Annotated in this window: 24 protein-coding genes and 1 pseudogene; 18 read left to right on the top strand and 7 right to left on the bottom strand. The window is 62.4% G+C overall.

The window, feature by feature from the left end; genetic code table 11:
* The first annotated feature begins 104 nt into the window (after positions 1-104).
* A complete protein-coding gene (locus DMY87_RS13770; RefSeq protein WP_110792235.1) occupies positions 105-797 on the top strand; it encodes a helix-turn-helix transcriptional regulator in 693 nt (230 codons plus the stop codon).
* A 74-nt stretch (positions 798-871) separates the two neighbouring features.
* Here the strand turns inward: DMY87_RS13770 and DMY87_RS13765 are convergent, their stop codons facing one another.
* The 7 genes from DMY87_RS13765 to DMY87_RS13735 all read right to left on the bottom strand — a co-directional run bounded on the left by DMY87_RS13765 (position 872) and on the right by DMY87_RS13735 (position 8,657).
* A complete protein-coding gene (locus tag DMY87_RS13765) occupies positions 872-1,981 on the bottom strand; it encodes a DUF2333 family protein (protein ID WP_110792094.1) in 1,110 nt (369 codons plus the stop codon).
* Positions 1,974-3,269 carry a DUF6638 family protein gene (locus DMY87_RS13760; RefSeq protein ID WP_110792092.1) on the bottom strand — a complete coding sequence of 432 codons (1,296 nt, stop codon included), beginning with the start codon at positions 3,267-3,269 and terminating at the stop codon, positions 1,974-1,976. Before DMY87_RS13760 ends, DMY87_RS13765 begins: the two co-directional genes overlap by 8 nt.
* A complete protein-coding gene (locus DMY87_RS13755) occupies positions 3,266-3,670 on the bottom strand; it encodes an endonuclease domain-containing protein (protein WP_110792233.1) in 405 nt (134 codons plus the stop codon). The genes DMY87_RS13760 and DMY87_RS13755 overlap by 4 nt, the downstream gene beginning before the upstream one ends.
* 161 nt (positions 3,671-3,831) lie before the next feature.
* A complete protein-coding gene (locus DMY87_RS13750) occupies positions 3,832-5,745 on the bottom strand; it encodes an AAA family ATPase (protein ID WP_110792091.1) in 1,914 nt (637 codons plus the stop codon).
* A gap of 2 nt (positions 5,746-5,747) precedes the next feature.
* The gene (locus tag DMY87_RS13745; protein ID WP_110792089.1) at positions 5,748-6,899 is read right to left on the bottom strand and encodes a hypothetical protein; all 1,152 of its coding nucleotides are present in this window, start codon (positions 6,897-6,899) and stop codon (positions 5,748-5,750) included.
* A 79-nt stretch (positions 6,900-6,978) separates the two neighbouring features.
* Positions 6,979-8,067, bottom strand: coding sequence for a coiled-coil domain-containing protein (locus tag DMY87_RS13740; protein WP_110792088.1), 1,089 nt, complete (start codon positions 8,065-8,067; stop codon positions 6,979-6,981).
* A 203-nt stretch (positions 8,068-8,270) separates the two neighbouring features.
* On the bottom strand, positions 8,271-8,657 hold the full coding sequence (locus DMY87_RS13735) for a c-type cytochrome (protein WP_110792086.1): 387 nt from the start codon (positions 8,655-8,657) through the stop codon (positions 8,271-8,273).
* Between the two features lie 333 nt (positions 8,658-8,990).
* On the opposite strand from DMY87_RS13735, the gene DMY87_RS13730 reads away from it, so the two are divergent.
* The 17 genes and pseudogenes from DMY87_RS13730 to bioB all read left to right on the top strand — a co-directional run bounded on the left by DMY87_RS13730 (position 8,991) and on the right by bioB (position 26,483).
* Positions 8,991-9,881 (top strand): choline ABC transporter substrate-binding protein, encoded by an 891-nt coding sequence (locus DMY87_RS13730; RefSeq protein ID WP_245408917.1) that lies wholly within the window; start codon positions 8,991-8,993, stop codon positions 9,879-9,881.
* Between the two features lie 92 nt (positions 9,882-9,973).
* Positions 9,974-10,849: a choline ABC transporter permease subunit gene (gene choW / locus DMY87_RS13725; protein WP_110792083.1), complete on the top strand. Its 876-nt coding sequence runs from the start codon at positions 9,974-9,976 to the stop codon at positions 10,847-10,849.
* Positions 10,846-11,889 carry a choline ABC transporter ATP-binding protein gene (choV, locus tag DMY87_RS13720; RefSeq protein WP_110792081.1) on the top strand — a complete coding sequence of 348 codons (1,044 nt, stop codon included), beginning with the start codon at positions 10,846-10,848 and terminating at the stop codon, positions 11,887-11,889. Before choW ends, choV begins: the two co-directional genes overlap by 4 nt.
* A gap of 52 nt (positions 11,890-11,941) precedes the next feature.
* A complete protein-coding gene (locus DMY87_RS13715; protein ID WP_110792079.1) occupies positions 11,942-12,688 on the top strand; it encodes a HugZ family pyridoxamine 5'-phosphate oxidase in 747 nt (248 codons plus the stop codon).
* A gap of 110 nt (positions 12,689-12,798) precedes the next feature.
* Entirely contained in the window at positions 12,799-13,119 is a 321-nt protein-coding gene (locus DMY87_RS13710) for an ArsR/SmtB family transcription factor (protein ID WP_110792077.1), read from the top strand.
* Positions 13,120-13,619: 500 nt separating this feature from the next.
* Positions 13,620-14,948: an omega-aminotransferase AptA gene (aptA, locus tag DMY87_RS13705; protein WP_110792231.1), complete on the top strand. Its 1,329-nt coding sequence runs from the start codon at positions 13,620-13,622 to the stop codon at positions 14,946-14,948.
* A gap of 257 nt (positions 14,949-15,205) precedes the next feature.
* On the top strand, positions 15,206-15,469 hold the full coding sequence (locus DMY87_RS13700; protein WP_110792075.1) for a hypothetical protein: 264 nt from the start codon (positions 15,206-15,208) through the stop codon (positions 15,467-15,469).
* A 182-nt stretch (positions 15,470-15,651) separates the two neighbouring features.
* Positions 15,652-16,758 carry a branched-chain amino acid ABC transporter substrate-binding protein gene (locus tag DMY87_RS13695; RefSeq protein ID WP_110792074.1) on the top strand — a complete coding sequence of 369 codons (1,107 nt, stop codon included), beginning with the start codon at positions 15,652-15,654 and terminating at the stop codon, positions 16,756-16,758.
* A gap of 174 nt (positions 16,759-16,932) precedes the next feature.
* On the top strand, positions 16,933-17,577 hold the full coding sequence (locus DMY87_RS13690; RefSeq protein ID WP_110792072.1) for a DUF47 domain-containing protein: 645 nt from the start codon (positions 16,933-16,935) through the stop codon (positions 17,575-17,577).
* Positions 17,577-18,581 (top strand): inorganic phosphate transporter, encoded by a 1,005-nt coding sequence (locus DMY87_RS13685; RefSeq protein ID WP_110792070.1) that lies wholly within the window; start codon positions 17,577-17,579, stop codon positions 18,579-18,581. The genes DMY87_RS13690 and DMY87_RS13685 overlap by 1 nt, the downstream gene beginning before the upstream one ends.
* Before the next feature lie 28 nt (positions 18,582-18,609).
* Positions 18,610-22,035 (top strand): annotated as a pseudogene (locus tag DMY87_RS13680) (type ISP restriction/modification enzyme).
* 6 nt (positions 22,036-22,041) lie between these two features.
* Positions 22,042-22,311 (top strand): hypothetical protein, encoded by a 270-nt coding sequence (locus tag DMY87_RS13675; protein WP_110792067.1) that lies wholly within the window; start codon positions 22,042-22,044, stop codon positions 22,309-22,311.
* Between the two features lie 263 nt (positions 22,312-22,574).
* Positions 22,575-22,976 carry a rhodanese-like domain-containing protein gene (locus DMY87_RS13670; RefSeq protein ID WP_110792230.1) on the top strand — a complete coding sequence of 134 codons (402 nt, stop codon included), beginning with the start codon at positions 22,575-22,577 and terminating at the stop codon, positions 22,974-22,976.
* A 214-nt stretch (positions 22,977-23,190) separates the two neighbouring features.
* Positions 23,191-23,556 (top strand): hypothetical protein, encoded by a 366-nt coding sequence (locus DMY87_RS13665; protein ID WP_110792065.1) that lies wholly within the window; start codon positions 23,191-23,193, stop codon positions 23,554-23,556.
* A 202-nt stretch (positions 23,557-23,758) separates the two neighbouring features.
* The gene (locus DMY87_RS13660; RefSeq protein ID WP_110792063.1) at positions 23,759-24,628 is read left to right on the top strand and encodes an aldose 1-epimerase family protein; all 870 of its coding nucleotides are present in this window, start codon (positions 23,759-23,761) and stop codon (positions 24,626-24,628) included.
* Positions 24,629-24,915: 287 nt separating this feature from the next.
* Positions 24,916-25,488 carry a biotin transporter BioY gene (locus tag DMY87_RS13655; RefSeq protein WP_110792061.1) on the top strand — a complete coding sequence of 191 codons (573 nt, stop codon included), beginning with the start codon at positions 24,916-24,918 and terminating at the stop codon, positions 25,486-25,488.
* Positions 25,485-26,483, top strand: a complete 999-nt coding sequence (bioB, locus tag DMY87_RS13650; protein WP_110792059.1) for a biotin synthase BioB — start codon at positions 25,485-25,487, stop codon at positions 26,481-26,483. Before DMY87_RS13655 ends, bioB begins: the two co-directional genes overlap by 4 nt.
* Position 26,484: the final 1 nt, after the last annotated feature.

Raw genomic sequence — 26,484 nt, 5'->3', positions numbered from 1 at the left:
CCGAAAACCCCTAGCATTTCACTCGGACTCATATATTTGTTCAAACCTACAGTTAGTTCTCAACTTTCGAAACAAGAAAAATGCTGCCACAACGACAGACGCTCTTGAGCCAAGAAATCGGGAGCTGCCAAAGCCGTGCGGAACTGTTGGAATGCTGGAAGCAGGCCGCCCGGGAATACGGCCTCGACCACGTGACGCTGGCGGTCGCTCCCACCAGCCAAGACAAGATCATCGGCCCGCTTGTGCGCGAGACCACGCTCCCGGCAGACTATTGCCGCGAATTCGACCGCCAGGGTTTCCTCCGCTATTGTCCGACCGTCCCGCATATCAGTCGCACGATCATGCATGCGGCATGGTGGCTGGGTGCCGACGGCCACAGTCCGGATTTCGAATGCCCGCAGCCCCTGGCAGACCTGATGCGGAAATACCAGCTGCTTTCCGGCATCCTGTTTTCGCTGACGGCAATTGACGGCACACGCTACGTGGTGCGCTATGACGGCAAGCGCCCGCCCCTGCAGCAGCACGACATCAATGAACTGTCCATGCTGACGACGCAGGCCTTCGACATGTTCGACCGTCTGCGCCGGACGGCGAGCAACACCAATGTCCTGTCCGCACGCGAGCTGGAAGTGGTGCGCTGGACGGCACAGGGCAAGACCTCGCTGGAGATCGGCCAGATCCTGTCGCTCTCCGACCATACCGTCAATGCTTACATGACCAATGCGATCCGCAAGCTCGATTGCGTCAATCGCACCCAGCTCGTCGCCAAGGCGATCCGGATGAAGATCATCAGCTGATCGCAGCAAGATCCTGAAATCGAAAGGCCCGGTCTTGCGACCGGGCCTTTTGCGTCATGGCAGGCGCGAGGGCCTCAGCGATCGAGGATCGCCCGGATCTCGACCATGTTGGACCGAACCCGAAGCGTATAGAAACCCATGGTCGCCAGATGCGTCGGCATGATCCAGCCGTCCTCGCGTCCATTGGAGATGATTGCCGGCTGGATTTTCAGGGCGCCCTGCAGCTGGCGCTCCATCTCGGCCCAGATGGCGGTCAGATTGCGCTCGCGAATGACATCGGCGAAATCGGCATGGGCGGCCTTCAGGAGAGCGTATTGCGCATAGAGCTGGCCGAACGCAAACCAGTAGCGATCATCGGCCCGTGTATCGAACCAGCCGGCATTGAACTCCTCGGAGCGGCGGCGAAGAATATCGGACGTGTTGCCGAGATCGCTCGCCATGCCTTCCAGCAGCTGCAGGAGGTTGTCGGCGCGCGAATCGAAGACCGCTTCGCAATTGGCAAGCGACGTGTTGAATCGGTTCCAGCTGTCGACGGCAGCGCGATAATAGCTGGGCGTCGGCGTCTTGAAGCCGAAGGGATCGACGCCGAAATACCAGGTTCCTTCATCGAACTGGATATTGCCGCGGGCATCCTGCAGGTCGTTGTTGATCCCCGAGGTTCCGCGCACGCGGCCGAGATTGTCGGCGAGCTGGATGGCGGTGCGGCGCACCACCTGGTTCACGCCGCGCTGGAACGAGGCCTTGTTGTCGAAGAAGGGGGTATTGTCCCAGTCGATGCCGAAGAAGCCGACCTTGTAGAGGAGCGTCGACGAGATCCAGGTGTTCTGGTTGACGTTCTGATCGGTCAGCGCGGCGGCGAGCGTGACGACGGCGGAATCCTGGCAGCGATTGGCCTGGTCCGGCAAGGGCGCGCCTGCGGGAACCTTGCGCGCATCGAGCTTGTAGGTCTCGACGAAGGCCGGGTCGAAGTCGTTCCAGATCTGCGTGCGGTAGAAGAACTGGCCGTAAGCGAGGATCAGGAGCAGCAGAATGCCAAGGATCGGCCCCTTGATGATCCAGCTGCGGTCGCGATACCAGCCATGCGCGGCGAGAAACGGCCAAAGCAGCCACGCGACGACCAGGCCGACGCCCCGGCCGATCGCGGCGAAGACGCGCTGGAAAAACGCGATGATCGGGTCAAGCATGGTCATCTCCTAGTCCATAGAGGCGTTTGCGAAATTGGGCCTTGTCCTTCAGATATGTCTCGGACAGGCGGGATACAACATAATCGCGATAAGCTTCCGGATAGCGCTCATAGGCGCGGTAGAAGCCCTGCTTGTCGAAGACGAAGCGCGAAACGAAATCGTCCGGCGTCAGATGCGCGATCAGCCGGTTGGTGAGCCACTGGTCGGGATGGCCGGGTTCGGCGCGCACCAGCCAGAGCCGAAACTTCGGATCGATATCCGCCATGCGCAGATTGCCCGTGCGTGACAGCGTCCTGAGCGCCTCCTGCAGGAGGGGATAGACGCCGCCTTCGTTGATGGCACGGGCATTGCGATGCAGGAAGGTCTGCATCCAGACGGGGTCGATCCGCGTCAGATCCGGCACGGGATCGAGGGTGGCCGCCACGGACAGCAGCGCCATTTCCAGCCTGTGGGCAAAGAGCCCGGAGCTTTCGACCCAGCTCGCCCGTGGCAGATCGAGACGGCCCGTGCGTGCCAGGAAATCGGCGACCTGTGCGGTATCGTCGATCGAGATATAGCTGACCTGCCAGGGCCGCGAGCGCCGGAAGCCGGGCGCGCCCGGATCGCAGATGACAGTGGTGATCTTGTCGTCGACGAACACGAAGACGCCGCCGAAATGATCGGCCCAGAAGGCATCGTGGCGGAAGACGAGTTGATCGGGCACCAGCGTGTTCTGCCTGATGTCGCCGGTTTCCTTGGCGAGCGCCACCATGCGGGTGAGCATGTCGTCGTCGCGCCAGGCATCGGGGCCGGTGACCAGTGCATCGCAGAGCTGGCGCAGCTCCCCGGCCTTGCCGAGCAGGTCCTCGGCCGACAGCACCTTGAACTTCACCTCGTTGATCGACAGCAGATCATCGAGCGTCTTCACCTCCGATACGCTGTCCTCGATCTCGCCATAGAGCGTGTCCTTGAGCGTGATCGCATGGATCGCCCGGGCGTTTGCGGCAAAAAACTCGTGCATCAGGCCGGCGGTATTGGAAAAACTCGTATGCACCACCGGCAGGCTGTCCTGCTCCGGGGTGAGGATCACGAAGCGGCGGTTGACCTTCAGCGGGTCGAGATAATCGGGATCGCCGAGTTCGTCGGCCACCTGTGGCGAAAAGCCGGTGATGTCGATGTCGAATTCGGTGAGTTTCGTCTCGGGCAGGCCAAAGGCGACAAGCGCCTTGTTGTAGCGGGCAACGAGATGCGGCTCGCGGATCGCCAGCAGGCGGCCGTAGATGAGCTCGGCTTGGAGGAGACGGTTCATGCGGGCCGCTCCGCTGGGAGGTAGGTCAGGTCACAGCTGAGTACGACTTGGTTGATCCGACCATCAAGGATGGCGATCAGCGTATCGAGCACGGCTTCGCGTTCACGCAGTACATCTGCGTTCCAGAACCTAACGACTGACCACCCATTGGCATTCATAAAAGCATTCCGTTTTGCATCATGTTCACTATCAGCATGCTGACTGCCATCGACTTCAACGACCAAGAGAGCCTCACGGCAGGCAAAGTCGGGGAAGAATGGTCCGATCGGCAGTTGCCGGACGAACTTGTATCCGCCGAGACGCCGCGCCCGCAATTCGCTCCATAAAGCAGCCTCAGCGTCGTTCTCGACCTTTCGCAGACTTCTCGCCCTTGCTGTCCTTTTCTGGTTCGCACCCCGCATCTGTGCACCCTTGACCACATCGCGATCTGCAAATGCCCCTCACCCTACCCTCTCCCCGCAAGCGGGGAGAGGGAGGAGCGCGACGCCAGCCACCTGGCCTTCTCCCCGCCTGCGGGGAGAAGGTGCCCGAAGGGCGGATGAGGGGCAAGCGCAGCACTCACTCACCACATCCCCTCCCCCTTCATCTTCTCGATCTCCCCGATCGCTCGCTCGCGCTGGCGTTCGCGGCGGATGATCTCCGTCACCGCCGCATCATCAGACTTGTCGGCATAGCGGAATTCCGAGTCGGCGTAGCGGTTGATCTCCTGAAGGATCATGTCCATCGTCACGGGGCCGCGCAGCTCCGCGATCATCGCCTTCTTCTCGTCATAGCTCTTGTGGACGAAGGCATCAGGCTTTTCGAACCAGGCATCGGGCAATTCGACATCCATTGCCCGCATCTTGATCGCATCGGTGATGTTCTTGATAGCGCGGCCGGTGAAGCGCGCTTCGGCGAGCTTGATCGCATGCAGATAGGCGCCGACATCCTCAAGCGTTTCTATCTTGCCCTCGGCCTTCTCGTAGCGTTCCCAGACCGCCACGAGCCCGTCCTCCTTCGGGCGGTCATGCTCGCCATAGGAGCGGCTGACGGCCTTCTGTATTTCCTGGCCGGCAAAGAGCTTGTGGTCTCCGAGCGGGATCTGGTGGTTCTTGCCAACCAGTAGCGAGAAGATGTCGATATAGTCCTCGCGCGTCTGCGGCCCGTCGACCAGCCAGCGGGCCCCGGCGCGCTGGCGCAGCGCATCGTCGACATTTTCAGGATAGTTGGAGAACATGCCGAAGGTCGCATTGCCGCGCACCACGGTCGAGGCGCCGGCAAAGCTCTCCATCAGTACTGCCGTCACTTCGTGCTGGCCGGCCGACGCCCGGTCGTCGGAGCGCCTGGCGGTCACCTGGTCGACGTCGTCGATCGTGCCGAAACCGATGACGCGGGGGTTGAGCACGTTGTTGACGAAGCTTTTGGCATTCTGGCCCGACTTGCCCTGATAGGACGAGATCTGGTCGACGCCGAAATTCTCGTAGTGGAAGGCGTAGCCAGCCATCTTGCAGTAGTCGTTGAGCAGCCCCGCCAGCATCTGGATCAGGATTGTCTTGCCGGTGCCCGGCATGCCGTCACCGATGAAGGTGAAGAGAAAGCCGCCCAGCTCGACGAAGGGGTTCATCTGCCGGTCGAAATCATAGGCCATCAGCATCTTGGCGAGCTTCAGCGCCTGATATTTGGCGATGTGGTTGCCGATGATCTCTTCCGGCTTCTTGAACGACATCGACAGTGGCTTCGACTTGACGCCCGGCACCGCGTCGAAACCATCAAGGGTAAAATCGTCCTGATCGACGCGGATATGGGCGTTTTCGAAGACGCCGAGATGTTCGAAGCGTGCCTTGCGGGTGAGAAGCCCGTCGAGCGCGAGATCGGCGAGACCGCGCACACGACCGATCAGCGTCTGATCGTCACCAGCCCCCTTGGCGGCTGTATCGATGGCAGCGACCATGCTTTTGAGCGCATCCTGGGCCGTATCGAACAGGAAATCGGGTTCGCGGATACCGTCGAGCTGTTCGCCCTCACCGGAGACGGTGGACTTGAGATAGGCGGCAAAGGCAAACGCTGCCACATAGGCCTGAGACGAGAGCAGCGCCTTGAAGCGGGCGGCCTCTTCGCCCTGCAGCGGTGCGCTGATGTTGCGCGCCTGCAAAGGCTCGAGTTCGCTCTGGCGGGCAAAGACATCCGATATCGCGAGCGCCACCTGCGCACCGCGCCGCACGCGATAGAGCACGGCATGCTGGGCCGGCGTCATCAGCGGATCGGCTGTGCCGGCCGACTGAATGGTTTTGGTGAGTTCGATCTCGCGGGTTCTGCGCACCGAGCCGGTGGAGACCGTCGAGACAAACCGCCGGCCCGTGCCGGCAATCGGGGCGCCGGACGAACCCTCGCCCTGATCGAGCACGATCACCCGCGTCACCAGCCCCTGGGCGACCGCGAGATGTTTGGCGATGTCTTCTTCCCTGAGCGTCGTCAGCCCGGCCGTCAGTTCACTCATCTTCAGACCTCGCTCACGATCTGGTTGCCGGAAATCACATGCACCTTGAAATTGCCGAAGATCGCGCTGACCTCGTTCGCCGCATAAAGCGCCTGATAGGCGTCATGCGGCACAAGTGCATGTTTTTCATAGGTCGAAACACCCATGCGCGCCGCTTCGAGATCATGCGTCTCGATATGGAATTCCTGGGTGGCCGGCGTTGATGAAAAGAAGCCCTTCACCGCCGGCTGCTCGCGCTTGGAGAAGACCTCCTGCACCGTCCAGGTCATCACCCAGGCATTCTCCGGTCTGCGCACCCGGTCGAGGATTTCGGTGACGCGACCGGAGTTTTCGGTCAGCCCGGTCGAATAGAGTGGCCCCAGCACGACGCGCCGCACCGATTTCGGATGCAGGTTGGGAAAGTCGCGATCCATATTCGTCGCGATCGTCGCCGGCGTCAGCGAATAAGCGGAATTCTTGGCGCAGAAATCATCGAAGCCGCGCGCCAGTTCCGGATTGAGCAGCCCGCCGACGGGAAGCGGAATCTCGACCTCTTCGTTGAGCGTGCCTGTCTCGGTCACCAGGATTTTCGCCACGTTCTCGGAGGAATCCTCGACCGTCGCGAGATAGATCATCGGCAGCGTGCTGACCCCGTCGAAGGCAGCCCAGCTGACGAGATAGGACGGCCGGCGCGATTGCGGATTGACGCTGACGGCAACGGTGGTCGGCAGGACGAAGGGCGAGAAGATCTCGCCGGCGCCGACCTGCTCGAGATAAAGCCGCTCGGCGATCTGCTGCTGCAGGGCTGCCGGAAACTCCTTCTGCCGCAAGATGAAATCGACCATTTCCGCGCGCAGCTTGCCGACATCCGGGATCGTCGAGAGCCGGGATGCAGCCCCTGCCCGGTCGTTTTCAAGCTCCAGCACGTTCTGGAAGATCGGAAACCCGCTCTCGGCCTGCGCGATCTTGAACTGGCCGGAAAAACCGATGCGGTTCTGCCATGAGGTAAAGGAGTTTCGCAGGCGATCGAGGTAGGGCAGAAGATGCAGCGTCGGCGGACCCTTTTCGCCGAAGCGGCGGTCCGGCTGGCCGAAGAACTGCTCGAGCCCCGACAGCGCCGAGGCCATCGTGGTGAAATAGTGCGACACGGCACTGGTGCGATCGACGACGTTCATGCCCCTCCCCCTATCAACAGGACTGCGCACCGCGAGAGCGGCACGCGATCCGAAGATCGCGTCCACGCATCCGGCATGATCAGGGCTTCACGTAGTTGGCGGCGTTGTGCTTGTCGAGCACGGTCTGGAAACGCCGGGCGAAGGCCTCGTCGGCGAGCTTCTTGCGGCGCTGGATGTCCTGCGTCGAGAGCATGTTCTTCTCGTGCAGTTCCAAGAGATCGCCGATATGGCGCTGGGCTGCGGCGCCGATGCCGGCCATCGTCTCTTCCGCCGCCGTGTCCACCTGGGAGCCCAGCGTGTTGATCCGGTGCGCGACCTCCTGCTGGGCAGCCGTCTTCAACGAATCCTCCAGCGCCTTGTAGAGCACGATGCGCTGCTCCGTATCGATGGTCAGCTTGTTGATCAGCGTGTTCTGGGCGGCAATCTGGTTGTTGAGCGAATCGACGAAGGTCTGGAACATCGAGGTGTAGCGTTCCAGCGTCTGGCTCTCGGCCAGCAGTTCCTGCTCGCGCGCCTGGGCCTGGTTGTAGTCGGTCGCGAGCTTGGAGCGCTCGGCTTCCAGAGCGGTCCGCTCGGACGTGTCGGTGGAGGCGGCGATCTTGTTTTCGATGTCGAGCAGCGCCGGATTGAGCGTCTCGATGCGCTTCTGGGTTTCCTCGAGATTGGCGATCGTCTGCTTGCGCCGCTCGATCACCTGCACGAGGCTTGTTTCCGAAGTCTTGTAGCGTTCTTCGAGGACGGACTTCTGTTCCTTGAGGATGCCGACGATGCTGTCCGACTTGGCGAGCAGTTCCTGCAGATTGCCGGCAAGCGACATGTTGCGCACGCGTTCGGTGCGCATGCGCTGCGCCTTCTGCTTGGAGAAGATGCCGATGAACTTTTCCATGCCGGAAAAGCTCTTCATGCTCTCGAACTCGGCGCCGAAGACATTGGTCGCGTCTTCCAGCCCGATGATCAGGTCGGCGATGTTGGATTCCATCACCTTCTGCTGCTTCAACACGTCCTCGATACGGGCATTCTCGATATCGAAGTCCTGGCCGGTCAGTTTGCTGTCGCTCTTGGCGAGCGTATCCAGCACCATTCCGGACTGTTCGATCTTGCCGCGCATGTCCGAGACGACCTTGCGCGTCTTCTCGATCTCGCTGTCGAAGGATTGCAAAGTCGCCATGTTCTCTCCCTGTCACTCCTGCCGGCGGCGGGCCGGCCTCGTCTCGTGCCACCATAACGCGTTTCCCGGTGCAGGAAAGCGTCGGAACGCACAGCGCCGATGGCGCTCACCCAATGTGGATGATCGCGGCCGCCACACAAGAGGGCGTAGCAGAGAAATGCGACAGCCGGTCAACGGCTGCCGCAGCGCCAAGTTGTGCCGAATTACTGTCCGCCGGCGGCGGGGTCCTTCAGATAGGCAATGACATTGGCGATGTCCTCGTCCTTCTTCAGACCGGCAAAGGCCATCTTGGTGCCCTTCACCAAGGCTTTGGGTGCCTTGAGATAGTCCGTCAGCAGCGCGTCGTCCCAGACCTTGCCCTGACCGAACTCGGTCATGGCGGGGGAGTATTTATAGTCGGCGATCGACGCCACCGGGCGCCCGACCACACCTTGCAGCGTCGGGCCGACCTTGTTCTTGGCCTCGGTTGCGATGTGACAGGCCGAACAGACCTTGAAGGCCTTGGCCCCGGCGACCGGATCGCCATCGGCGAGCGCCGGAAGCGGCAGGGCGAGCGTGGACAACAGCACCAGCATGGAAGACGTTTTCATCGAAACTCCTTTTGATCCATTCGACAGCGCCGGCAAGCGCTGCGATATCCAGACACCTGATGGCATGACACGGCAAGAGCGCGCATTGACGCGCATCAACTTCCACTGATTTTTGGCATTCGCGACATCGGCGCCGGAATGCGACAGTTAAAGGCGATGGAGGTCGCAAACAGGGGTCATGCCGCGGCGCAAACGCGCGGGCATCCTTGCAATTCTCCGGTATTGAATGTTGACTTGGGAACTTCAATAAAAAAACGGGAGCCTGAAATGAATACCATCCTCGCTTGTCGCCGCACCCTCGTCGCCACCGTCTCGCTGCTGGCGATCTCCGCCATGCCGCTTGCGGCGGCAGAAGCCGAGAGCTGCTCGACCGTCCGCTTCTCCGACGTCGGCTGGACCGACATCACCGCCACCACCGCGACCGCCTCGGTCATCCTCAAGGCGCTCGGTTACGAGCCGACCACCACGGTTCTCTCCGTGCCGGTCACCTACTCCTCGCTGAAGAACAAGGACATCGACGTCTTCCTCGGCAACTGGATGCCGACCATGGAAGGTGACCTCGCTCCCTATCGCGACGACAAGTCCGTCGAGATCTTCGGCCCCAACCTCGAAGGCGCGAAATACACGCTCGCCACCAATGCCAAGGGCGCTGAACTCGGCATCAAGGATTTCGCCGACATCGCCAAGAATGCCGACGCCCTCGGCGGCAAGATCTACGGCATCGAGCCGGGCAATGACGGCAACCGCCTGATCCTCGACATGATCGAAGGTGACAAGTTCGGCCTCGGCAAGTTCGAAGTCGTCGAATCCTCCGAACAGGGCATGCTGGCCCAGGTCGCCCGCGCCGAAAAGGACGGCGAACCCGTCGTCTTCCTCGGCTGGGAGCCGCATCCGATGAACGCCAACTTCAAGCTGACCTATCTGTCGGGCGGCGACGACGTCTTCGGTCCGAACTTCGGTGGCGCGACGATCTTCACCAACACCCGCGCCGGCTACACCGCCGAATGCCCGAATGTCGGCAAGTTCGTCACCAACCTGAAGTTCTCGCTCCAGATGGAGAACGAGATCATGGGCAAGATCCTCAACGACGGCGCCGATGCGGAAGCCGCGGCCACCGACTGGCTGAAGGCCAACCCGGCCGTGATCGAGCCCTGGCTCGCCGGCGTGACCACCAAGGACGGCAGCGAAGGTCTGCCGGCAGTCAAGACGGCTCTCGGTCTCTGAAGACTGTCCATCGACTGGGAAACCGCGCGGACGGACGCAGCACCGTCCGCGCGGCCTCCAGGCAATCCACATGAGGCGGTTCGGGGACATCAATGAATTTTCTGACTGACTACAAATTGCCCATCGGGGCGCTTTCGAAGAGTTTCGTCGACTGGCTGACGACCAATCTCGACGTACTGTTCAATCTGATCGCCACGATCCTCAGCGCATCCATCAATGCGATGCTCTTCGTGCTGCAGGGCCCCTTCCTGAAGGGGACGGCGTTCGAGCCCTTTTATCCGCTGCTGATGATTGCCCTCTTCTCGCTCTTTGCCTGGGTCATGCGCCGCTCGATAGGCGTGGTCGTTTTCACCTTTCTCGGCCTTCTCCTGATCTACAACCAGGGTTACTGGAAGGAGACGATGGAAACGCTGGCGCTCGTGCTGGCGGCTGCCGGCGTCTCGATGGTCATCGGCGTGCCGATCGGCATTGCCTGCGCCCGCCGCCCCTGGCTCTACACCGCCGTGCGCCCGGTGCTCGACCTCATGCAGACGATCCCGACCTTCGTCTACCTGATCCCGGCGCTCATCCTCTTCGGCCTCGGCATGGTCCCGGGTCTCATCGCCACCGTCATCTTCGCCATTCCTGCCCCGATCCGCCTCACCCGCCTCGGCATCATCTCGACCCCGCCCTCGCTGGTGGAAGCCGCGGTCGCCTTCGGCGCCACCCCCTCCCAGGTGCTGCGCAAGGTCGAACTGCCCTTCGCCACGCCGCAGATCATGGCGGGTCTGACCCAGACCATCATGTTGTCGCTGTCGATGGTCGTGATCGCGGCACTGGTCGGCGCAAGCGGCCTCGGCGTGCCCGTGGTGCGCGCGCTCAACACCGTCAACATCGCCCGTGGTTTCGAGGCAGGCCTCTGCATCGTCATCCTCGCCATCATTCTCGACCGGATCTTCCGCATCCCCGGCATGGGAGACGACGCATGAGCGACGCAGTAATCTTCGGCAATGTCGACATCGTCTTCGGCGACAATCCGCAACGCGCCCTCGAAATGGTCGACCAGGGCAGGACCCGCGACGAGATCGGTGCCGAAACAGGCCTGGTGCTCGGCGTCGCCGGCGCATCGCTTGCCGTCCAGGAAGGCGAAATCCTTGTGCTGATGGGCCTGTCCGGCTCGGGCAAGTCGACCCTGCTGCGCGCCGTGAACGGCCTTGCCCCGGTGGTCCGCGGCAATGTCGCCGTCAAGACGGACGCCGGCTTTGTCGATCCCTACAAGGCCTCGGCCGGCATTCTGCGCGATCTGCGCATGCACACCGTCTCCATGGTCTTCCAGCAGTTCGGCCTGCTGCCCTGGCGCACGGTTGCCGAAAATGTCGGCTTCGGCCTGGAACTGGCAGGCGTGCCGGATGCCGAGCGCGAAAAGACGGTGGCGACCCAGCTGGAACTGGTCAACCTGTCGAAATGGGCCGACCGCAAGGTGCAGGAACTCTCCGGCGGCATGCAGCAGCGCGTCGGCCTCGCCCGCGCCTTTGCGACCGGCGCGCCGATCCTCCTGATGGACGAGCCCTTCTCGGCACTCGACCCCCTGATCCGCACCCGTCTGCAGGACGAACTCCTCGAATTCCAGGCGCGGCTGAAGAAGACCATCCTGTTCGTCAGTCACGACCTCGACGAGGCCTTCCGCATCGGCAACCGCATCGCCATCATGGAAGGCGGCCGCATCATCCAGTGCGGCACGCCGCAGGAAATCGTGCGGAACCCGACCAACCAGTATGTCGCGGATTTCGTGCAGAACATGAACCCGATCAACATGCTGACGGCGGCCGACGTGATGCGCAACGGGGTCACCGGCGAACAGGGCCAGGTCACCGGCACGACGGCGCCGCGCACGCCGCTCGTCGACGTGCTCGATGCACTCGCGCGGCAACCCGGCACCATCGGGGTCGTTGACAACGGCGTCGTCATCGGCACGATCGATGCTCAGGATGTCGTGAGCGGCCTGACCAGGCACCGACGCAAGGCCTGACGCCCGGCCCGGCATCCGCAAGACAAACAGGCGGATACCGGAGACAAGGGATATGACGGACAAGCCAAAGGTGATTCGCGACACAGACGACGATGCGCGCCGCCAGGCGCGCATTTTGCTGCGCGGTGCACGATTTGCAGCCATCGGCGTCATCGACCCGGAAACGGGTTTTCCCTTCGTCAGTCGCGTGCTGCTCGGCACCGATATCGATGGTGCCGCCGTCATCCTCGTCTCGAACCTGTCGGCCCATACCGGCGCGCTGCTCGCCGATCCGCGCGCCTCGCTGCTGACCGGCGAACCAGGCAAGGGGGACCCCCTCGCCCATCCGCGGCTCACCGTGCAATGCCGGGCTGAAAGCGTCGAGCGCGACAGCGCGCTGCATGCGCGGCTGCGCGGCCGCTTCCTCGCCCGCCACCCGAAATCGCAGCTTTATATCGACTTTCCCGACTTCCGTTTCTTCCGTCTGGTGCCCGAAAAGGCGAGCCTCAATGGCGGTTTCGGCCGCGCCTATCATTTGGGCAGGGACGACTTTCTCATACCGATTCCTATCGATAATTTCTGGGAGGATCAGGAAAGCCTTATACGAGATTTAGGGGGGTCTAAACCGGCCATCGCCTCTCGGATCGCCACCGAAATTTACCATGCGCCGGATGGTAAATGGACCGTCTGCGGCATAGATTCTCAGGGAATAGACTTAATTTTCAAAGACATGCTCATCCGCCATGAATTTGTGACGCCCGTCACAAAAAAGCAGGATTTAGAATTAGTGTTACCTAAAACAGAATACACGGTACCTTAAATTTAGGCATATACAATTTTATTCTCGTTGATAGACTTAATGACATATCTAAGGCACCGATTTTACGATTGCCCCTCCCCCAAGGCGCTCGCCCAAGGAAAGTTGAACCGATGAAAACAAGAGCATTGTCCGAACAATCCACCGTTGCCGCAGGCTTGCTGTCCGCCATGGCAAACCCGAAGCGCCTCATGATCCTTTGCAGCCTTGTCGAGGGTGAAGTTCCGGTTGGCGTTCTGGCAGCCCAGGTCGGCCTGAGCCAGTCCGCCCTGTCGCAGCACCTGTCCAAGCTGCGCGCGCAGAAGCTGGTCAAGACCCGCCGCGACGCCCAGACGATCTACTACTCCTCGACCTCGGAATCGGTCATCAAGATCCTTTCGACGCTCGAAAGCATCTACTGCCCACCCGTTGCCGCGAGCAAAACTGCCGCCTGATGACAGCGCTGCCAAGACCCGATGCCATTGGCCTCGGGACGAGTGAACCCGCTGGTTTTGTCAGCCGGGGGGCATGACGGAAGCGCAGCGCAACGACAGACACACCGACCGTGAACTGAAGCCCCGGAAGCAAACCGCTCCGGGGCTTTTTGCCAGGAGCGACAGAGAGCAGAGAGCAACACCGCGCTCCTTCGCCACAAGCACCGGCAGTTTACCCTGTTAAGCTGGCATCTGGATCAGCGGATCACGCGACCGCATGCGTGGACCGGGCGACGACGGATCACGCGGCGAACGCCAGTCGGGACGCTTCAGGCGCATCCGCTTCCTTGCCCGCATCATCACGCAAATTGCCAGATCCATGACCTTTGTTGATGCCACCCCGGCAGTGGCTTGACCGCGCTTCATGCCCTGCTAACGTGACGACGCAACGACAGCCGCGGCAGACGCGCCGATGGCCGGGAGAATGGCCGCCCGCGACCAAAAGGGCCATGGAGAACACGATGTCTAACCGCCTGAATTCCACGCCGAACGACCTGCGCGCCTTCTGGATGCCGTTCACCGCGAACCGCCAGTACAAGAAGGAGCCGCGTCTCTTCGTCGGCGCCAAGGACATGCACTACACCACCCATGACGGCCGCCAGGTGCTCGACGGCACCGCCGGCCTCTGGTGTGTGAACGCCGGCCACTGCCGCCCGAAGATCACCGAAGCGATCCGCGAGCAGGCGGGCGAACTCGACTATGCGCCGGCCTTCCAGCTCGGCCATCCCAAAGCCTTCGAATTGGCGAACCGCCTGATCGATCTGGCGCCCGACAACATGGCGCATGTGCTTTACACCAATTCCGGCTCGGAATCGGTCGAGACGGCGCTGAAGGTGGCGCTGGCCTATCAGCGCGTGAAGGGACAAGGATCCCGCACCCGCCTGATCGGCCGCGAGCGCGGTTATCACGGCGTCAATTTCGGCGGCATCTCGGTCGGCGGCATCGTCTCCAACCGCAAGATGTTCGGCACGCTTCTGACTGGCGTCGACCACATGCCGCACACCCATCAGCCGGGCAAGAACGCCTTCTCCAAGGGCATGCCGGAGCATGGCGGAGACCTCGCCGACGAGCTGGAACGCATCGTCACCCTGCATGACGCCTCGACCATCGCCGCCGTCATCGTCGAACCCGTCGCCGGCTCGACCGGCGTGCTCATCCCGCCGAAGGGTTATCTGCAGCGCCTGCGCGAACTCTGCACCAAACACGGCATCCTGCTGATCTTCGACGAAGTCATCACCGGTTTCGGTCGCCTGGGCGCCCCTTTTGCGGCCCAGTATTTCGACGTGAAGCCTGATATCATCACGACGGCCAAGGGCCTGACCAACGGCGTCATCCCGATGGGTGCGGTCTTCGTCACCGCCGAAATCCACGACGCCTTCATGACCGGCCCGGAACACATGATCGAGTTCTTCCACGGCTATACCTATTCCGGCAACCCGATCGCCTCTGCCGCGGCCCTCGGCACCCTCGACACCTACAAGGAAGAGGGCCTGCTGACCCGCGCCGCCGAGATCGCCCCCTATTGGGAAGAGAAGCTGCATTCACTCCGGGATTGCCCGAATGTCATCGACATCCGAAATCTCGGCCTGATCGGCGCGATCGAACTGAAACCGATTGACGGCGAACCGACGAAGCGTGCCTTCAACGCCTTCCTCAACGCCTACAATGACGGCCTGCTGATCCGCACGACCGGCGACATCATCGCCCTTTCGCCGCCGCTGATCATCACGACCGAGCAGATTGACGAGCTCTTCGACAAGCTGCGCAAGGTGTTGATGAACAACATCTGAGATTTTCTCCCAGTGAAGACAAAAGGCGGTCCCTGTGGCCGCCTTTCGTTTGTCGAAGCTTGTGCGAAGCTGACCACGTCGATCCGCCTGCGCTTGTTCCGCCCCCGGCCATCCCGTATTCTCAAGGGAATCGCACGTTCGATCCCGGCGCAGATGACCGCGAGGGTAAGACCGACGACTGTAGCACACCCGGCCCTTTCCGCTTCCGACATCAGGTCTGGAGCGACTTGTCCGGGTCAGGTCCCGGGAGGATTTCCGTGGTCGACCTCTTCAAGCGCATGTTCGGTAAAGACGCATCCGCCAACTTCACCCCTGCTCAGCCAGAACCGGCCGCCGCCTCCGCGGCCCGGGCCGATGAGGCACGCCTCGCCGCCCGCCGTGCCCAGATCAGCAATGATCTCTTCGAACTGCAGCAGATCGCCATGGCGGAACTGGCGCTCCGCCGAGAGCAGGATGCCGCTGCCGCCAAGGCCGGCTTCGAGGCAGAAGACGGCGTCGGCGGCCGCATCCTGACCGTCTGACACGCGGCCGCCATCGCCGGTTTCCAATCCGCTCCGAGAAAGCTGTGGCGTCTTCGCGCACCATCCCGTCGGGGCTTTTGTCGCACTCCGTTTTTGTCTAAAGCAATCATGGGGAGCAACAAAAGAACCCTGATGGCGTCAAAACCGGCAGAGATCGGTCGCGCAGACCCAAGGAGACGGACATGAAATTTCAACTTCTCGCCAGTGCGGCCCTTGCCGCGCTGATCGCCACCGCACCAGCGGCCCGCGCCGAAATCGTGCTCGGCCTGATGGCGCCGCTGACCGGCCCGCTCGCAGCCGTCGGTGCCCAGATCAAGAACGGCGCCGAAACCGCCGTTGAGGAAATCAACAAGAAGGGCGGCGTCAACGGCGAACAGCTGAGCCTGAAGATTGCCGACGATGCCGCCGAACCGAAGCAGGGCGTTTCCGCCGCCAACCAGCTCGTCGGCGAAGGCGTGCATTTCGTCGTCGGCCCGGTCACGTCAGGTGTTGCCGTTCCCGCCTCCAGCGTTCTGGCCGAAAACGGCGTGCTGATGGTCACCCCGACCGCCACCGCCCCCGACCTCACCGCCCGCGGCCTGACCACCGTCTTCCGCACCTGCGGCCGTGACGACCAGCAGGCCGATGTCGCCGCACAGCTGGTTCTCGCCTCCTACAAGGACAAGAAGATCGCCATCCTCGATGACAAGGGCCAGTACGGCAAGGGCCTTGCCGATGCCTTCAAGACCGCCCTCAATGCCGGCGGCGTCACGGAAGTCTTCCGCGACTCCCTGACCGCAGGCGAAAAGGATTTCGGCGCGCTCGTCACCCGTCTGAAGTCGGAAGGCGTCGAAGTCATCTATTTCGGCGGCTACCACCCGGAAGCCGGCCTTCTGGTGCGCCAGATGCAGGATGCTGGCCTGAAGGCCCAGCTGATCGCCGGTGATGGCCTGTCGAACAACGAATATGTGACGATCGGCGGCGACGCTGCCGAAGGCACGATCTTCACCAACGCCGCCGACGCGCTGAAGAACGAAGACAGCAAGGCCGCCGTCGCCGCCCTCCAGGCGAAGAACGTGCCGGCCGAAGCCTTCACGCTCAACGCCTATGCCGCTGTCGAAGTGATCGCTGCCGGCATCACCAAGGCCGGCAGCGCCGACGATGCCGAAGCCGTGGCAACGGCCCTGAAGGACGGCTCGGAAATCCCGACCGCCATCGGCAAGCTGACCTATGGCGAGACCGGCGACCTGACCTCGCAGAGCTTCGCCGTCTACAAGTGGGAAGGCGGCAAGACCGTCGCCGCTGAATAAGACGTCAACATCGAGAATGAAGAAGGCGGCCGGCAACGGTCGCCTTTTTTTTTTATAACTCATCCCCAGGCAATGCGAAAAATCCGGCAATTCCGGCCCGCCTGGCGGTTTCCTTTGTCCCGTCGCCCTTTTATGACAGCCGCATGACATTTCCGTGAAAAGGTCCGGAACCCGATGCTCAGCCTGTTTCGTAAAATGCTTCCCCGTGAAGATCGTTTCTTCGACATGTTCGCCGCCCATGCCAAGACCGTGGTCGGCGCGGCCGAAGCGCTCGGCACCCTGTTGCAGGGCCAGGACATCGAGGGCAATTGCAGAAGGATCGTCGCCCTTGAGAATGAGGCCGACGACATCACCCGCGAGGTGCTGCAGGCCGTGCGCCGCAGCTTCATCACCCCCTTCGACCGGGGCGACATCAAGGACCTGATCCAGTCGATGGACGATGCCATCGACATGATGCACAAGACGGTAAAGACGGTTCGCCTCTATGAGCAGACCAGCTTCGATCCGCGCATGCAGGAAATGGGTCGCGCCATCGTCGAAGCGGCACACCTGATTGCCGAGGCGGTTCCGCTGCTCGACAAGATCGGCCAGAACCACCAGCGCCTGACGCAGATCGCCGAAGACGTGACCCGTGTCGAGGGTCGCTCGGACGAACTGCATGACGAAGGCCTGAAGGCGCTCTACCGCACCCATCGCGACAGCGGCAATGCCATGGCCTATCTCATCGGCACGGAAATCTACGGCGAACTCGAAAAGGTCCTCGACCGCTTCGAGGACGTCGCCAACGAGATCAGCGGCATCGTGATCGAGAACGTCTGATGGAAGCGACGCTCGCGTTCCCGCTGCTCGTCGCCCTGATCGGCATCGCGCTCTTCTTCGACTTCCTGAACGGCCTGCACGATGCCGCCAATTCGATCGCGACGATCGTGTCGACGCGGGTGCTCAAACCGCAATTCGCCGTCGCCTGGGCGGCCTTCTTCAATTTCATCGCCTTCCTCTTCTTCGGCCTGCATGTCGCCGAAACGCTCGGCAAGGGCATCATCGATCCGGCCATCGTCTCGCCGGCAGTGATCTTCGCCGCCCTGATGGGTGCGATCATCTGGAACATCGTCACCTGGATCTTCGGCATCCCCTCCTCCTCCTCGCATGCCCTGGTCGGCGGGCTGGTGGGTGCGGGCCTCGCCAAAGTCGGCTTCAGCGCCATCGTCTTTGCCGGCTTGTCGAAAACGGTGCTGGCGATTTTCCTCTCGCCGATGATCGGCTTTCTGCTCGCGCTCGTCCTCGTGCTGATCGTCTCCTGGGTCTTCGTCCGCCAGACGCCCTTTGCCGTCGACAACACCTTCCGCGTGCTGCAGTTCATCTCCGCCTCGCTCTATTCGCTCGGCCATGGCGGCAATGACGCACAGAAGACCATGGGCATCATCGCCGTCCTGCTGTTCAGCCAGGGTTATCTCGGGCCGGAATTCCACGTGCCCTTCTGGGTGGTGATCTCCTGCCAGTCGGCCATGGCGCTTGGCACGCTGTTCGGCGGCTGGCGCATCGTCCACACCATGGGCTCGAAGATCACCAGGCTCAATCCGATGCAGGGTTTCTGCGCGGAAACCGGCGGCGCGATCACCCTCTTTGCCGCCACCTGGCTCGGCATCCCGGTTTCGACCACCCACACGATCACCGGCGCCATCGTCGGCGTGGGCGCAGCAAGACGCGCAACCGCCGTGCGCTGGGGCCTCGCCGGCAACATCGTCATCGCCTGGATCGTCACCCTCCCCGCCGCAGCCCTGATCTCCGCCACCTTCTACCTCCTGGCGGATCTGTTCGGCTGAACCCGTTGCGTCTTGACCCGCGACGGCTATGATCCGGCGAGCGACAAAAAGACGAGGGAATCGTGACCGTGCAAGCAGGGGTCGAGGCGTTCATCACGCGCTGGCAGGGGCAGGAGGCGATATGACGACGTTGGACGTGGTCATTTCAGCCTTCGGACATGCCGTTTCAAAGAAGCTATCCAGCCCCGTGATCTCCGGCGCGCCGGAAGATCAACTGCGCGGTCCTCTCGAAGCCCTGATTATGGATGGGATCGTCCACCTGCTCGGCTATCCCAAGGACGCCGTGGCTCTGATCGGCGAAACCAGCCTCGCCGATATCATGACCCGGCCCGATTATGCGGTGACCTTCGGCAAGGCGCTGACCGGCTTCATCGAGGTCAAGGCACCTGGAAAAGGCGCCGATCCTCGGCGCTTTCAGGGGCACGACAAGGAGCAGTGGAACCGACTGAAATCGTTGCCCAATCTGCTTTATACCGATGGCATGAGCTTTTCGCTCTGGCGTGACGGTGAATTACAGGGCGCGATCATCCGCTTGGAAGGCGATCTTGAGGCGGATGGGAAAGCCGTAAAAGCGCCGGGAGAACTGCTGACGCTGTTTTCCGATTTCCTCACCTGGGCGCCGCAATCGCCGAAGAATCCGAGACGGCTGGCGGAAGTCTCGGCCCGCCTGTGCCGCCTCTTGCGCGACGAGGTGACGGAGCAGCTCGATCGCGGCAATCTGGTCTTGAGCGGGCTTGCCGACGACTGGCGCAAGCTGTTGTTTCCGCAGGCCGATGACGCGCAGTTTGCCGATGGTTATGCCCAGGCGGTCACCTTCGGCCTGCTGATTGCCAGAACCCGCGAGATTCCGCTGTCGCAGGGCATTGATCACGCCGCCTCTGATCTCAAGAAATCCAATTCGCTGATCGGCACGGCGCTCGGCCTTTTGACCGACAACCCGGAAAACCGTGCCACGCTGAAGACCTCCCTCGACACCATGGCGCGCGTGCTGGATGCGGTGAACTGGCGCCAGGTCGGCAAGAACGATCCCGATGCCTGGCTTTATTTCTACGAGCATTTTCTCGAAGTCTACGACAACACGCTGCGCAAGCGCACCGGCTCCTATTACACCCCGCCCGAAGTGGTGAATGCCATGGTGCGCATGGTGGACGAGGTGCTGCGCGGGCCGCTGTTCGAACGCCCCCTGGGCTTTGCCTCCGCCGATGTGACGGTGGCCGATCCGGCTGTGGGCACCGGCACCTTTCTTCTCGGCGTTCTGCGCAAGATTGCCGAAACCGTCAACACCGACATGGGAGAAGGTGCCGTACCCTCGGCCATTTCGGCGGCCGCCAACCGGTTGATCGGCTTCGAACTGCAGTTCGGCCCCTTTGCGGTGGCGCAGCTGCGTCTGATCGCCGAGTTCCAGGAACTGATGGCGCCGGCCGGGGTCAAATCCTCGACGCTGCCGGCGCTGAAACTGTTCATCACGGATACGCTCGGCAACCCTTATGTCGAGGATGAATGGCTGCCGCAGGTCATGCAACCGATTGCCGCCTCCCGCCGCCAGGCCAATGCCATCAAGAAGGGCCAGCCGATCACGGTCGTCATCGGCAACCCGCCCTATAAGGAAAAGGCGGAAGGTCGCGGCGGCTGGATCGAGGAAGGGTCGAAGGGGCATTCAGCCCCGATGGACTGGTGGCGCCCGCCGGTGGAATGGGGTGTCTCGGCCCACACCAAGCACCTGAAGAACCTCTATGTCTATTTCTGGCGTTGGGCCACCTGGAAGGTCTTCGGCACGGGCAACTATGCCGCGACCGGCACGCCCGACAAGGATGAGGAAGGCGTGATCTGCTACATCACCGTGGCCGGCTTCCTCAACGGCCCCGGCTTCCAGAAAATGCGCGAGGACCTGCGCCGCAGCTGTTCGCGCATCTGGATCGTCGATTGCTCGCCGGAAGGCCACCAGCCGGATGTCGCCTCGCGCATCTTTCAGGGCGTGCAGCAGCCGGTCTGCATCGTTATCGCCGCCAAGAAGCTCGGCAAGGATCTGGGCCGCCCTGCAGATGTGCGCTACCGGTCGCTGCCCGCCGGAAGGCGCGAGGCGAAGTTCGCGGCGCTGTCCAGCCTGTCCTTGGAAACCGGCGACTGGACAGAATGCCCGGGCGGCTGGCGCGAAGCCTTCTTGCCGGAAGCGACCGGCGCCTGGGCCGACATGCTGCCGTTGAAGTCCTTCTTTGTCTATGACGGCTCCGGCGTCATGCCGGGCCGCACCTGGGTGATCGCGCCGGACAGGGAGAGCCTTGCCCGCCGCTGGGATCTGCTGGTGGCGGAGAAGGACGAGACGAAGAAGGAGGTGCTGTTTCATCCGCAGCTTCGCAATGGCGCGGTTGCCAGCCGCCATATTCGCAAGATTGTTGAAAAGCCTCTTGGCGTTAGACCGACGCGAGCCATCTCGATCTTGGCTGACACAGGCAGTTGCGAGCCGGCGGTGAGATACGGCTACAGGAGTTTTGATCGCCAGTAGATTTCGGGGGATGCACGATTGATCAATGATGTGCGCCCTGAACTCTGGGACAGCTACTCCAACCAGCAGATCTTCCTGACGGGATTTGACGCTCACTCCCCAACATCCGGTCCGGCAATTTCCTTCACGGACCTTATTCCAGACCTACACCACTACAAAGGCTCCTTCGGCGGTCGCGTTATGCCGCTCTGGCGTGATGCTGCTGCCAGCCAGTCCAACATCCGCCCGGACATTCTGGCCTTTCTCGCCGATGCCTATGGGCAGGAGGTCACACCGGCCGATGTCATGGCCTATCTCGCCGCCGTCATGGCCCATCCCGCTTTTACCGCCCGCTTCAGGGACGATCTTGTCCAGCCCGGCCTGCGCGTGCCGCTGACGGCGGATGCCGGACTGTTTTTCGAGGCCGTGGCGCTCGGTCGTGAGGTGATCTGGCTGCATTGTTATGGCGAGCGTTTTGTCGATGCCGCGAGCGGCCGCCCCAAGGGTCCGCCGCGCCTGCCCCCGACAGATGCGCCGCGCATTCCCGCGGACGGCGCCATTCCCGGCGCGCCGGAACCCTTGCCGGACGTGATCGACTATCAGCCGGGAAACCGCCGGCTGATCGTCGGTCAGGGCTTCATCGACAATGTGGCGCCCGAGGTCTGGGCTTACGAGGTCTCCGGCAAGCAAGTGCTGAAACAATGGTTCAGCTACCGCAAGCTCGACCGCTCCCGCCCGATCATCGGCGATCGTCGCCCGCCGTCGCCGCTCGATAAGATCCAGCCGGATCATTGGCTTGCGGAATATACGAGCGACCTGATGAACCTGCTGCACGTTCTGGGGTGTCTGGTTCGGCTGGAACCGGCGCAGGCGGATCTCTTGCAACGCATCTTGGATAAGCCGATGCTCGGCCTTGATGCCGACACCGCGACCGCCGACAATGGTGCAGAATCATCGGACGACACCATCTAGGGCATCATGAGAGCGCAACTTGATCTGTTCGGCCTAGCCGTGGACTTGGCCCCCGCCGAACCCGCCAGCTATAAACCGGACCCGGATCGGGTGCGAGGCAAGCTGGCGGCTGTCTTATCAGAGATGCGAGCCGCCGACACCATGCCCTGGGACCGCAAGAAGCGCGCCTATCATCAGTTGCTCTTCCCGCAGATGACTCGCTCCCTACCGCCTGAAGAAGCCGAGGTCCTGCGCGCGGCCTTCGACGTGGAATGGCAACGCCTCACGGCGGCTTGACTCCCCCATTCGACCTTGGTCACGCAGACACTGCCCCTCCCACAGCGGCCGATCCCTGAGTTCCGGTGATGCCAGCCAGCAGCAAGCCTTTGGCATCGGAGCGGATTATCAGGCGTGCAGTGTCGGGTCTGGGGCTATGAGCGGAGGGCCGGGTGTCGGTAGCCGCCCGCAATGCGACACGTCGCCGGTCATATGAGGAACACGGTGACAGACGCGTTTGATGCGTTATGCTGGCCTTGCGGGTGAGCGACCGGGAGGACGACATGCGGAAGGGCTTCAGGGACTTGCTGGCGGAGGCCGAAGCGCTGGTTGAGGCGGTCGACACCGCCGAGGCGGCGCGGCTGCAGGTGAGCGACAACGTCGTCTTCATCGATCTGCGCGACCCGCGCGAACGCGAGCGCGACGGCACGATCCCCGATGCCTTCTCCTGCCCGCGCGGCATGCTGGAATTCTGGATCGACCCGGAAAGCCCGTATCACAAGCCGGTCTTTGCCGAGGACAAGCTCTTTCTCTTCTATTGTGCGAGCGGCTGGCGCTCGGCGCTTGCGACGAAGACGGCGCTGGAAATGGGGCTGGAGAATGTCTGCCACCTCGAAGGCGGCTTTTCCGCCTGGCGCGATGCCGGTCTGCCGGTCGAGGCGGTGGAGCTGAAGGGCAAGGGATGAGCCTTGCGGATCATCGGGAGCCTCCGCAACCGGTGCACGGCTTGAAGGACCGCGGCATACGCCCCATCTGAGACGTAAGGAGCCGCACGACTGCGGCCGGTGCGCATGACAGCATCCGGGCCGGTCGATGAAGCGCAACAGCCACGAACCCGTTCTCCGCCGACATCAGGTCGCTGGGGAACGGAATTCCGGCAGGTCTCGTCAGGAGACATCCATGGTCGACAAGGTCAGCCGTATCTCCGGCAGTGAAGCCTCCACCCGAACCGAGACGGGGCACACGCTCAATCTCGGCTCCGACGCCCAGAATGCCTGGGTTGCCGCCCGCCAGTCGAAAATCAACGATGACCTCCTGGAGCGGCACCGGGAGGCCGAGGAGGAACACGCCCGCCACGACACGCCCGATGACGGGCCGGAAACCTCCGAAAAACGGCCGTCGCGCCAGTGGATCGAGCCGCCGGAGGCGGAAGTGCCCCCCGAAGACAGCGCCGAGGAGCCGCGCCTGTCCGGCGAAAGCGAGCGCATCGGCACCCAGAATTTCGACGAGGATACGCCCTTCGGCGACCGCGAACTGATCGTCTGACGGGGCTGTGCCTACGCGCCCGCCTCCCCGCCGAGAGGTCGGGCGTCGCACTTTTGCCGGAGTTGCTCTACAGCTTTTCCGGCGAAAACGGGTTCGCCTTCAATGCTCTATGTCTTTGTTTTCACGCAATTCCGGACGCAAAACCGCTTCGCACTTTTGCTGGATTTGCTCTAGTCTGGCGACAAACAGACGAGGATCCGCCATGCCCCAGACGATTCGCATCGAAAACACCAAGCTTGCCGTCGAAATCTCCTCGCTCGGCGCCGAGATGCAGTCGCTGACAACCGCGGATGGCCGGAACTGGCTGTGGAACGGCGATGCGGCGTGGTGGACGGGGCGCGCTCCCCTTCTCTTTCCGATCGTCGGCAAGGCGCCCGGCGACAGGCTGGCGATCGACGGCAAAACCTATCCCATGGCCCAGCATGGCATCGCCCGGCGCCGCGAATTCGTCATCGTCGAGCAGACGGCGACCGCCTGCCGACACGAACTCGTCTCGACCGCCGAGACCCTCGACGTCTATCCCTTCGATTTTCGCCTGACGCTCGAGCATCGCCTGAACGGCCGGACATTGACGGTCACGGCCACCGTCGAAAACACTGGCTCTGTCCCGCTGCCCTTCGGCATCGGCTTCCACCCGGCTTTCCTCTGGCCACTGCCGGGGGCCGAGGACAAGGCCCATGCGGTAATCCTCGACAACGGCGCCGAACCCGGGGTCGTCCAGCTGGAAGGCGGACTGATCGGCAAGACGCTGCCCACCTCGCCATTCAAGGCGGGGCGGCTGGCGCTCAACCACGACCTCTTCGCAAACGACGCGCTGATCTTCCCGGAAGGGGCCGGTACCGGCCTGACATTTGCAGCAGAAGGCGGACCATTCCTGCATTTCAGCTTCGAAAACCTGCCCAATATCGCGCTGTGGCAAAAGCCCGGCGCCCCCTTCCTCTGCATCGAGCCCTGGCACGGCATGGCAGCCCATGCCGGCGGCACGGCGGAACTGGTCGAGCGGCCCTATACAGTGGCGCTCGCGGGAGACGATAAAATGGCCTTCGGCTTCAGTGTTGAAATCCGGGAGTGAGCGCAGAAGTCGACCCCAGGCACCGACCTTCTGAATGAGCTTTACTCGCGCTCGCGGACGGCTGAACACCGGTCGTTTCACCTTCACGCACCCCTAACGTCATAGGGTCCGCCGGAGGGACACGCAGGAATGCGAATCCACCATCATTTTATAGATAAAATTGCGCCCTCCGCCCTAAAAATTGACGACGTCGTAAATTATTATAGTTTTTTCTTGCCACCCTCTCCAAAATATGGATTCATTTATCGATAGAGTTCAAAAATTATCTATAATTTGAGAGAGGCATCATGAGCGAAATGATGAGTGCACAACGCTTAAACACAGAAACGCTGGCCCGCAGGATCGCGATTGTGATCGTCGGCGCAGCCTTGATGACACTGGCCGCCAAGACGCAAGTCCCATTCTGGCCGGTGCCGATGACGCTGCAGGTGGTGGCCGTAATGGGCTTTGCCGTCCTTCTGGGGCCACGCCTCGCCACCGGGATCTGCCTCGCCTATCTGGCCGCGGGCGCCGCCGGCCTTCCGGTCTTTTCCGGCAGCCCTGAACGCGGTATTGGGCTTGCCTATATGATGGGACCGACCGGTGGCTATCTGGCAGGCTTCCTCATCGTCTCCTGGCTGGTCGGCGCTCTCTCCTCAGGGCGCGGCCTGATCGGGCAGATCGGCGCCATGCTGGCGGGTCTGGTCGTCGTCTATGCCTGCGGCCTGGCCTGGCTCGCGATTTATGTGCCGGCCGCAAAGCTGCTGGCCGCCGGCCTCCTCCCTTTCCTCCCTGGCGATATCGTCAAGATCGCCGTGGTGGCAGCTGCAACAGCGCTGCTGTCGCGCACCCGCTTCAACCTCAGGGCTCTTGATCAATGAGCCCGGAAACGCCCGTGATCCGGCATGACTGGACGGTCGAGGATATCCTCGCCGTCCATGACCTGCCGCTGCTCGATCTCATCGGCAAGGCCAATGCGGTGCACCGCACACACCACGATCCCAACCGGGTTCAAAAAGCGAGCCTTCTGTCGATCAAGACGGGTGGCTGTCCGGAAAACTGCGCCTATTGCGCACAATCGGCGCATCACCGCGAGGTCGACCTCACCCGTGACCGGCTGATGAACCCGAAAGTCGTAGTCGCCATGGCCGCCCGCGCCAGACAGGCAGGCGCCGAGCGCTTCTGCATGGGCGCGGCCTGGCGGCAGGTAAAGGACGGTCCGGAATTCGACGCCGTCCTGGACATGGTGCGCGGCGTGCGGGATCTCGGCATGGAGGCCTGCGTCACGCTCGGCATGCTGAAACCGCACCAGGCCGAACGGCTGGCCGAGGCGGGCCTGACGGCCTATAACCACAATCTCGACACCAGCCCGGAATTCTACGACCAGATCATCACCACCCGCACCTATGAGGACAGGCTGGAAACGCTGGCCACCGTTCGCGCCTACGGCATCGATCTGTGTTGTGGCGGCATCATCGGCATGGGTGAGACGATGCGGGATCGTGCAGGCATGCTCAGGGTGCTCGCGACAATGGACCCGCATCCGGAAAGCGTGCCCATCAATGCGCTGGTGCCGGTTGCCGGTACGCCCCTGGCGGATCAACCGCCCATCGACCCCTTGGAATTGGTGCGCATGGTTGCCACCACCCGCATCGTCATGCCCACCTCGACGGTGCGGCTGTCGGCCGGTCGCTCCGGCCTGACGCGCGAAGCGCAGATCCTGTGTCTGGTCGCCGGCGCCAATTCCGTCTTCTATGGAGAGACGCTGCTGACCACGCCGAATGCCGGCATTGGCGAAGATGCCGAACTCTTTACCGCCCTCGCCGGCATCCCGTCCGGGCTGGACGCGGCAGGCAAGCAGGCCAGCGCCGCCTGAT

The organism is Peteryoungia wuzhouensis (assembly GCF_003205195.1).
GTDB classification, from domain to species: Bacteria; Pseudomonadota; Alphaproteobacteria; order Rhizobiales; family Rhizobiaceae; genus Allorhizobium; species Allorhizobium wuzhouense.
This window is presented reverse-complemented; position numbering and strand designations above follow the sequence as displayed.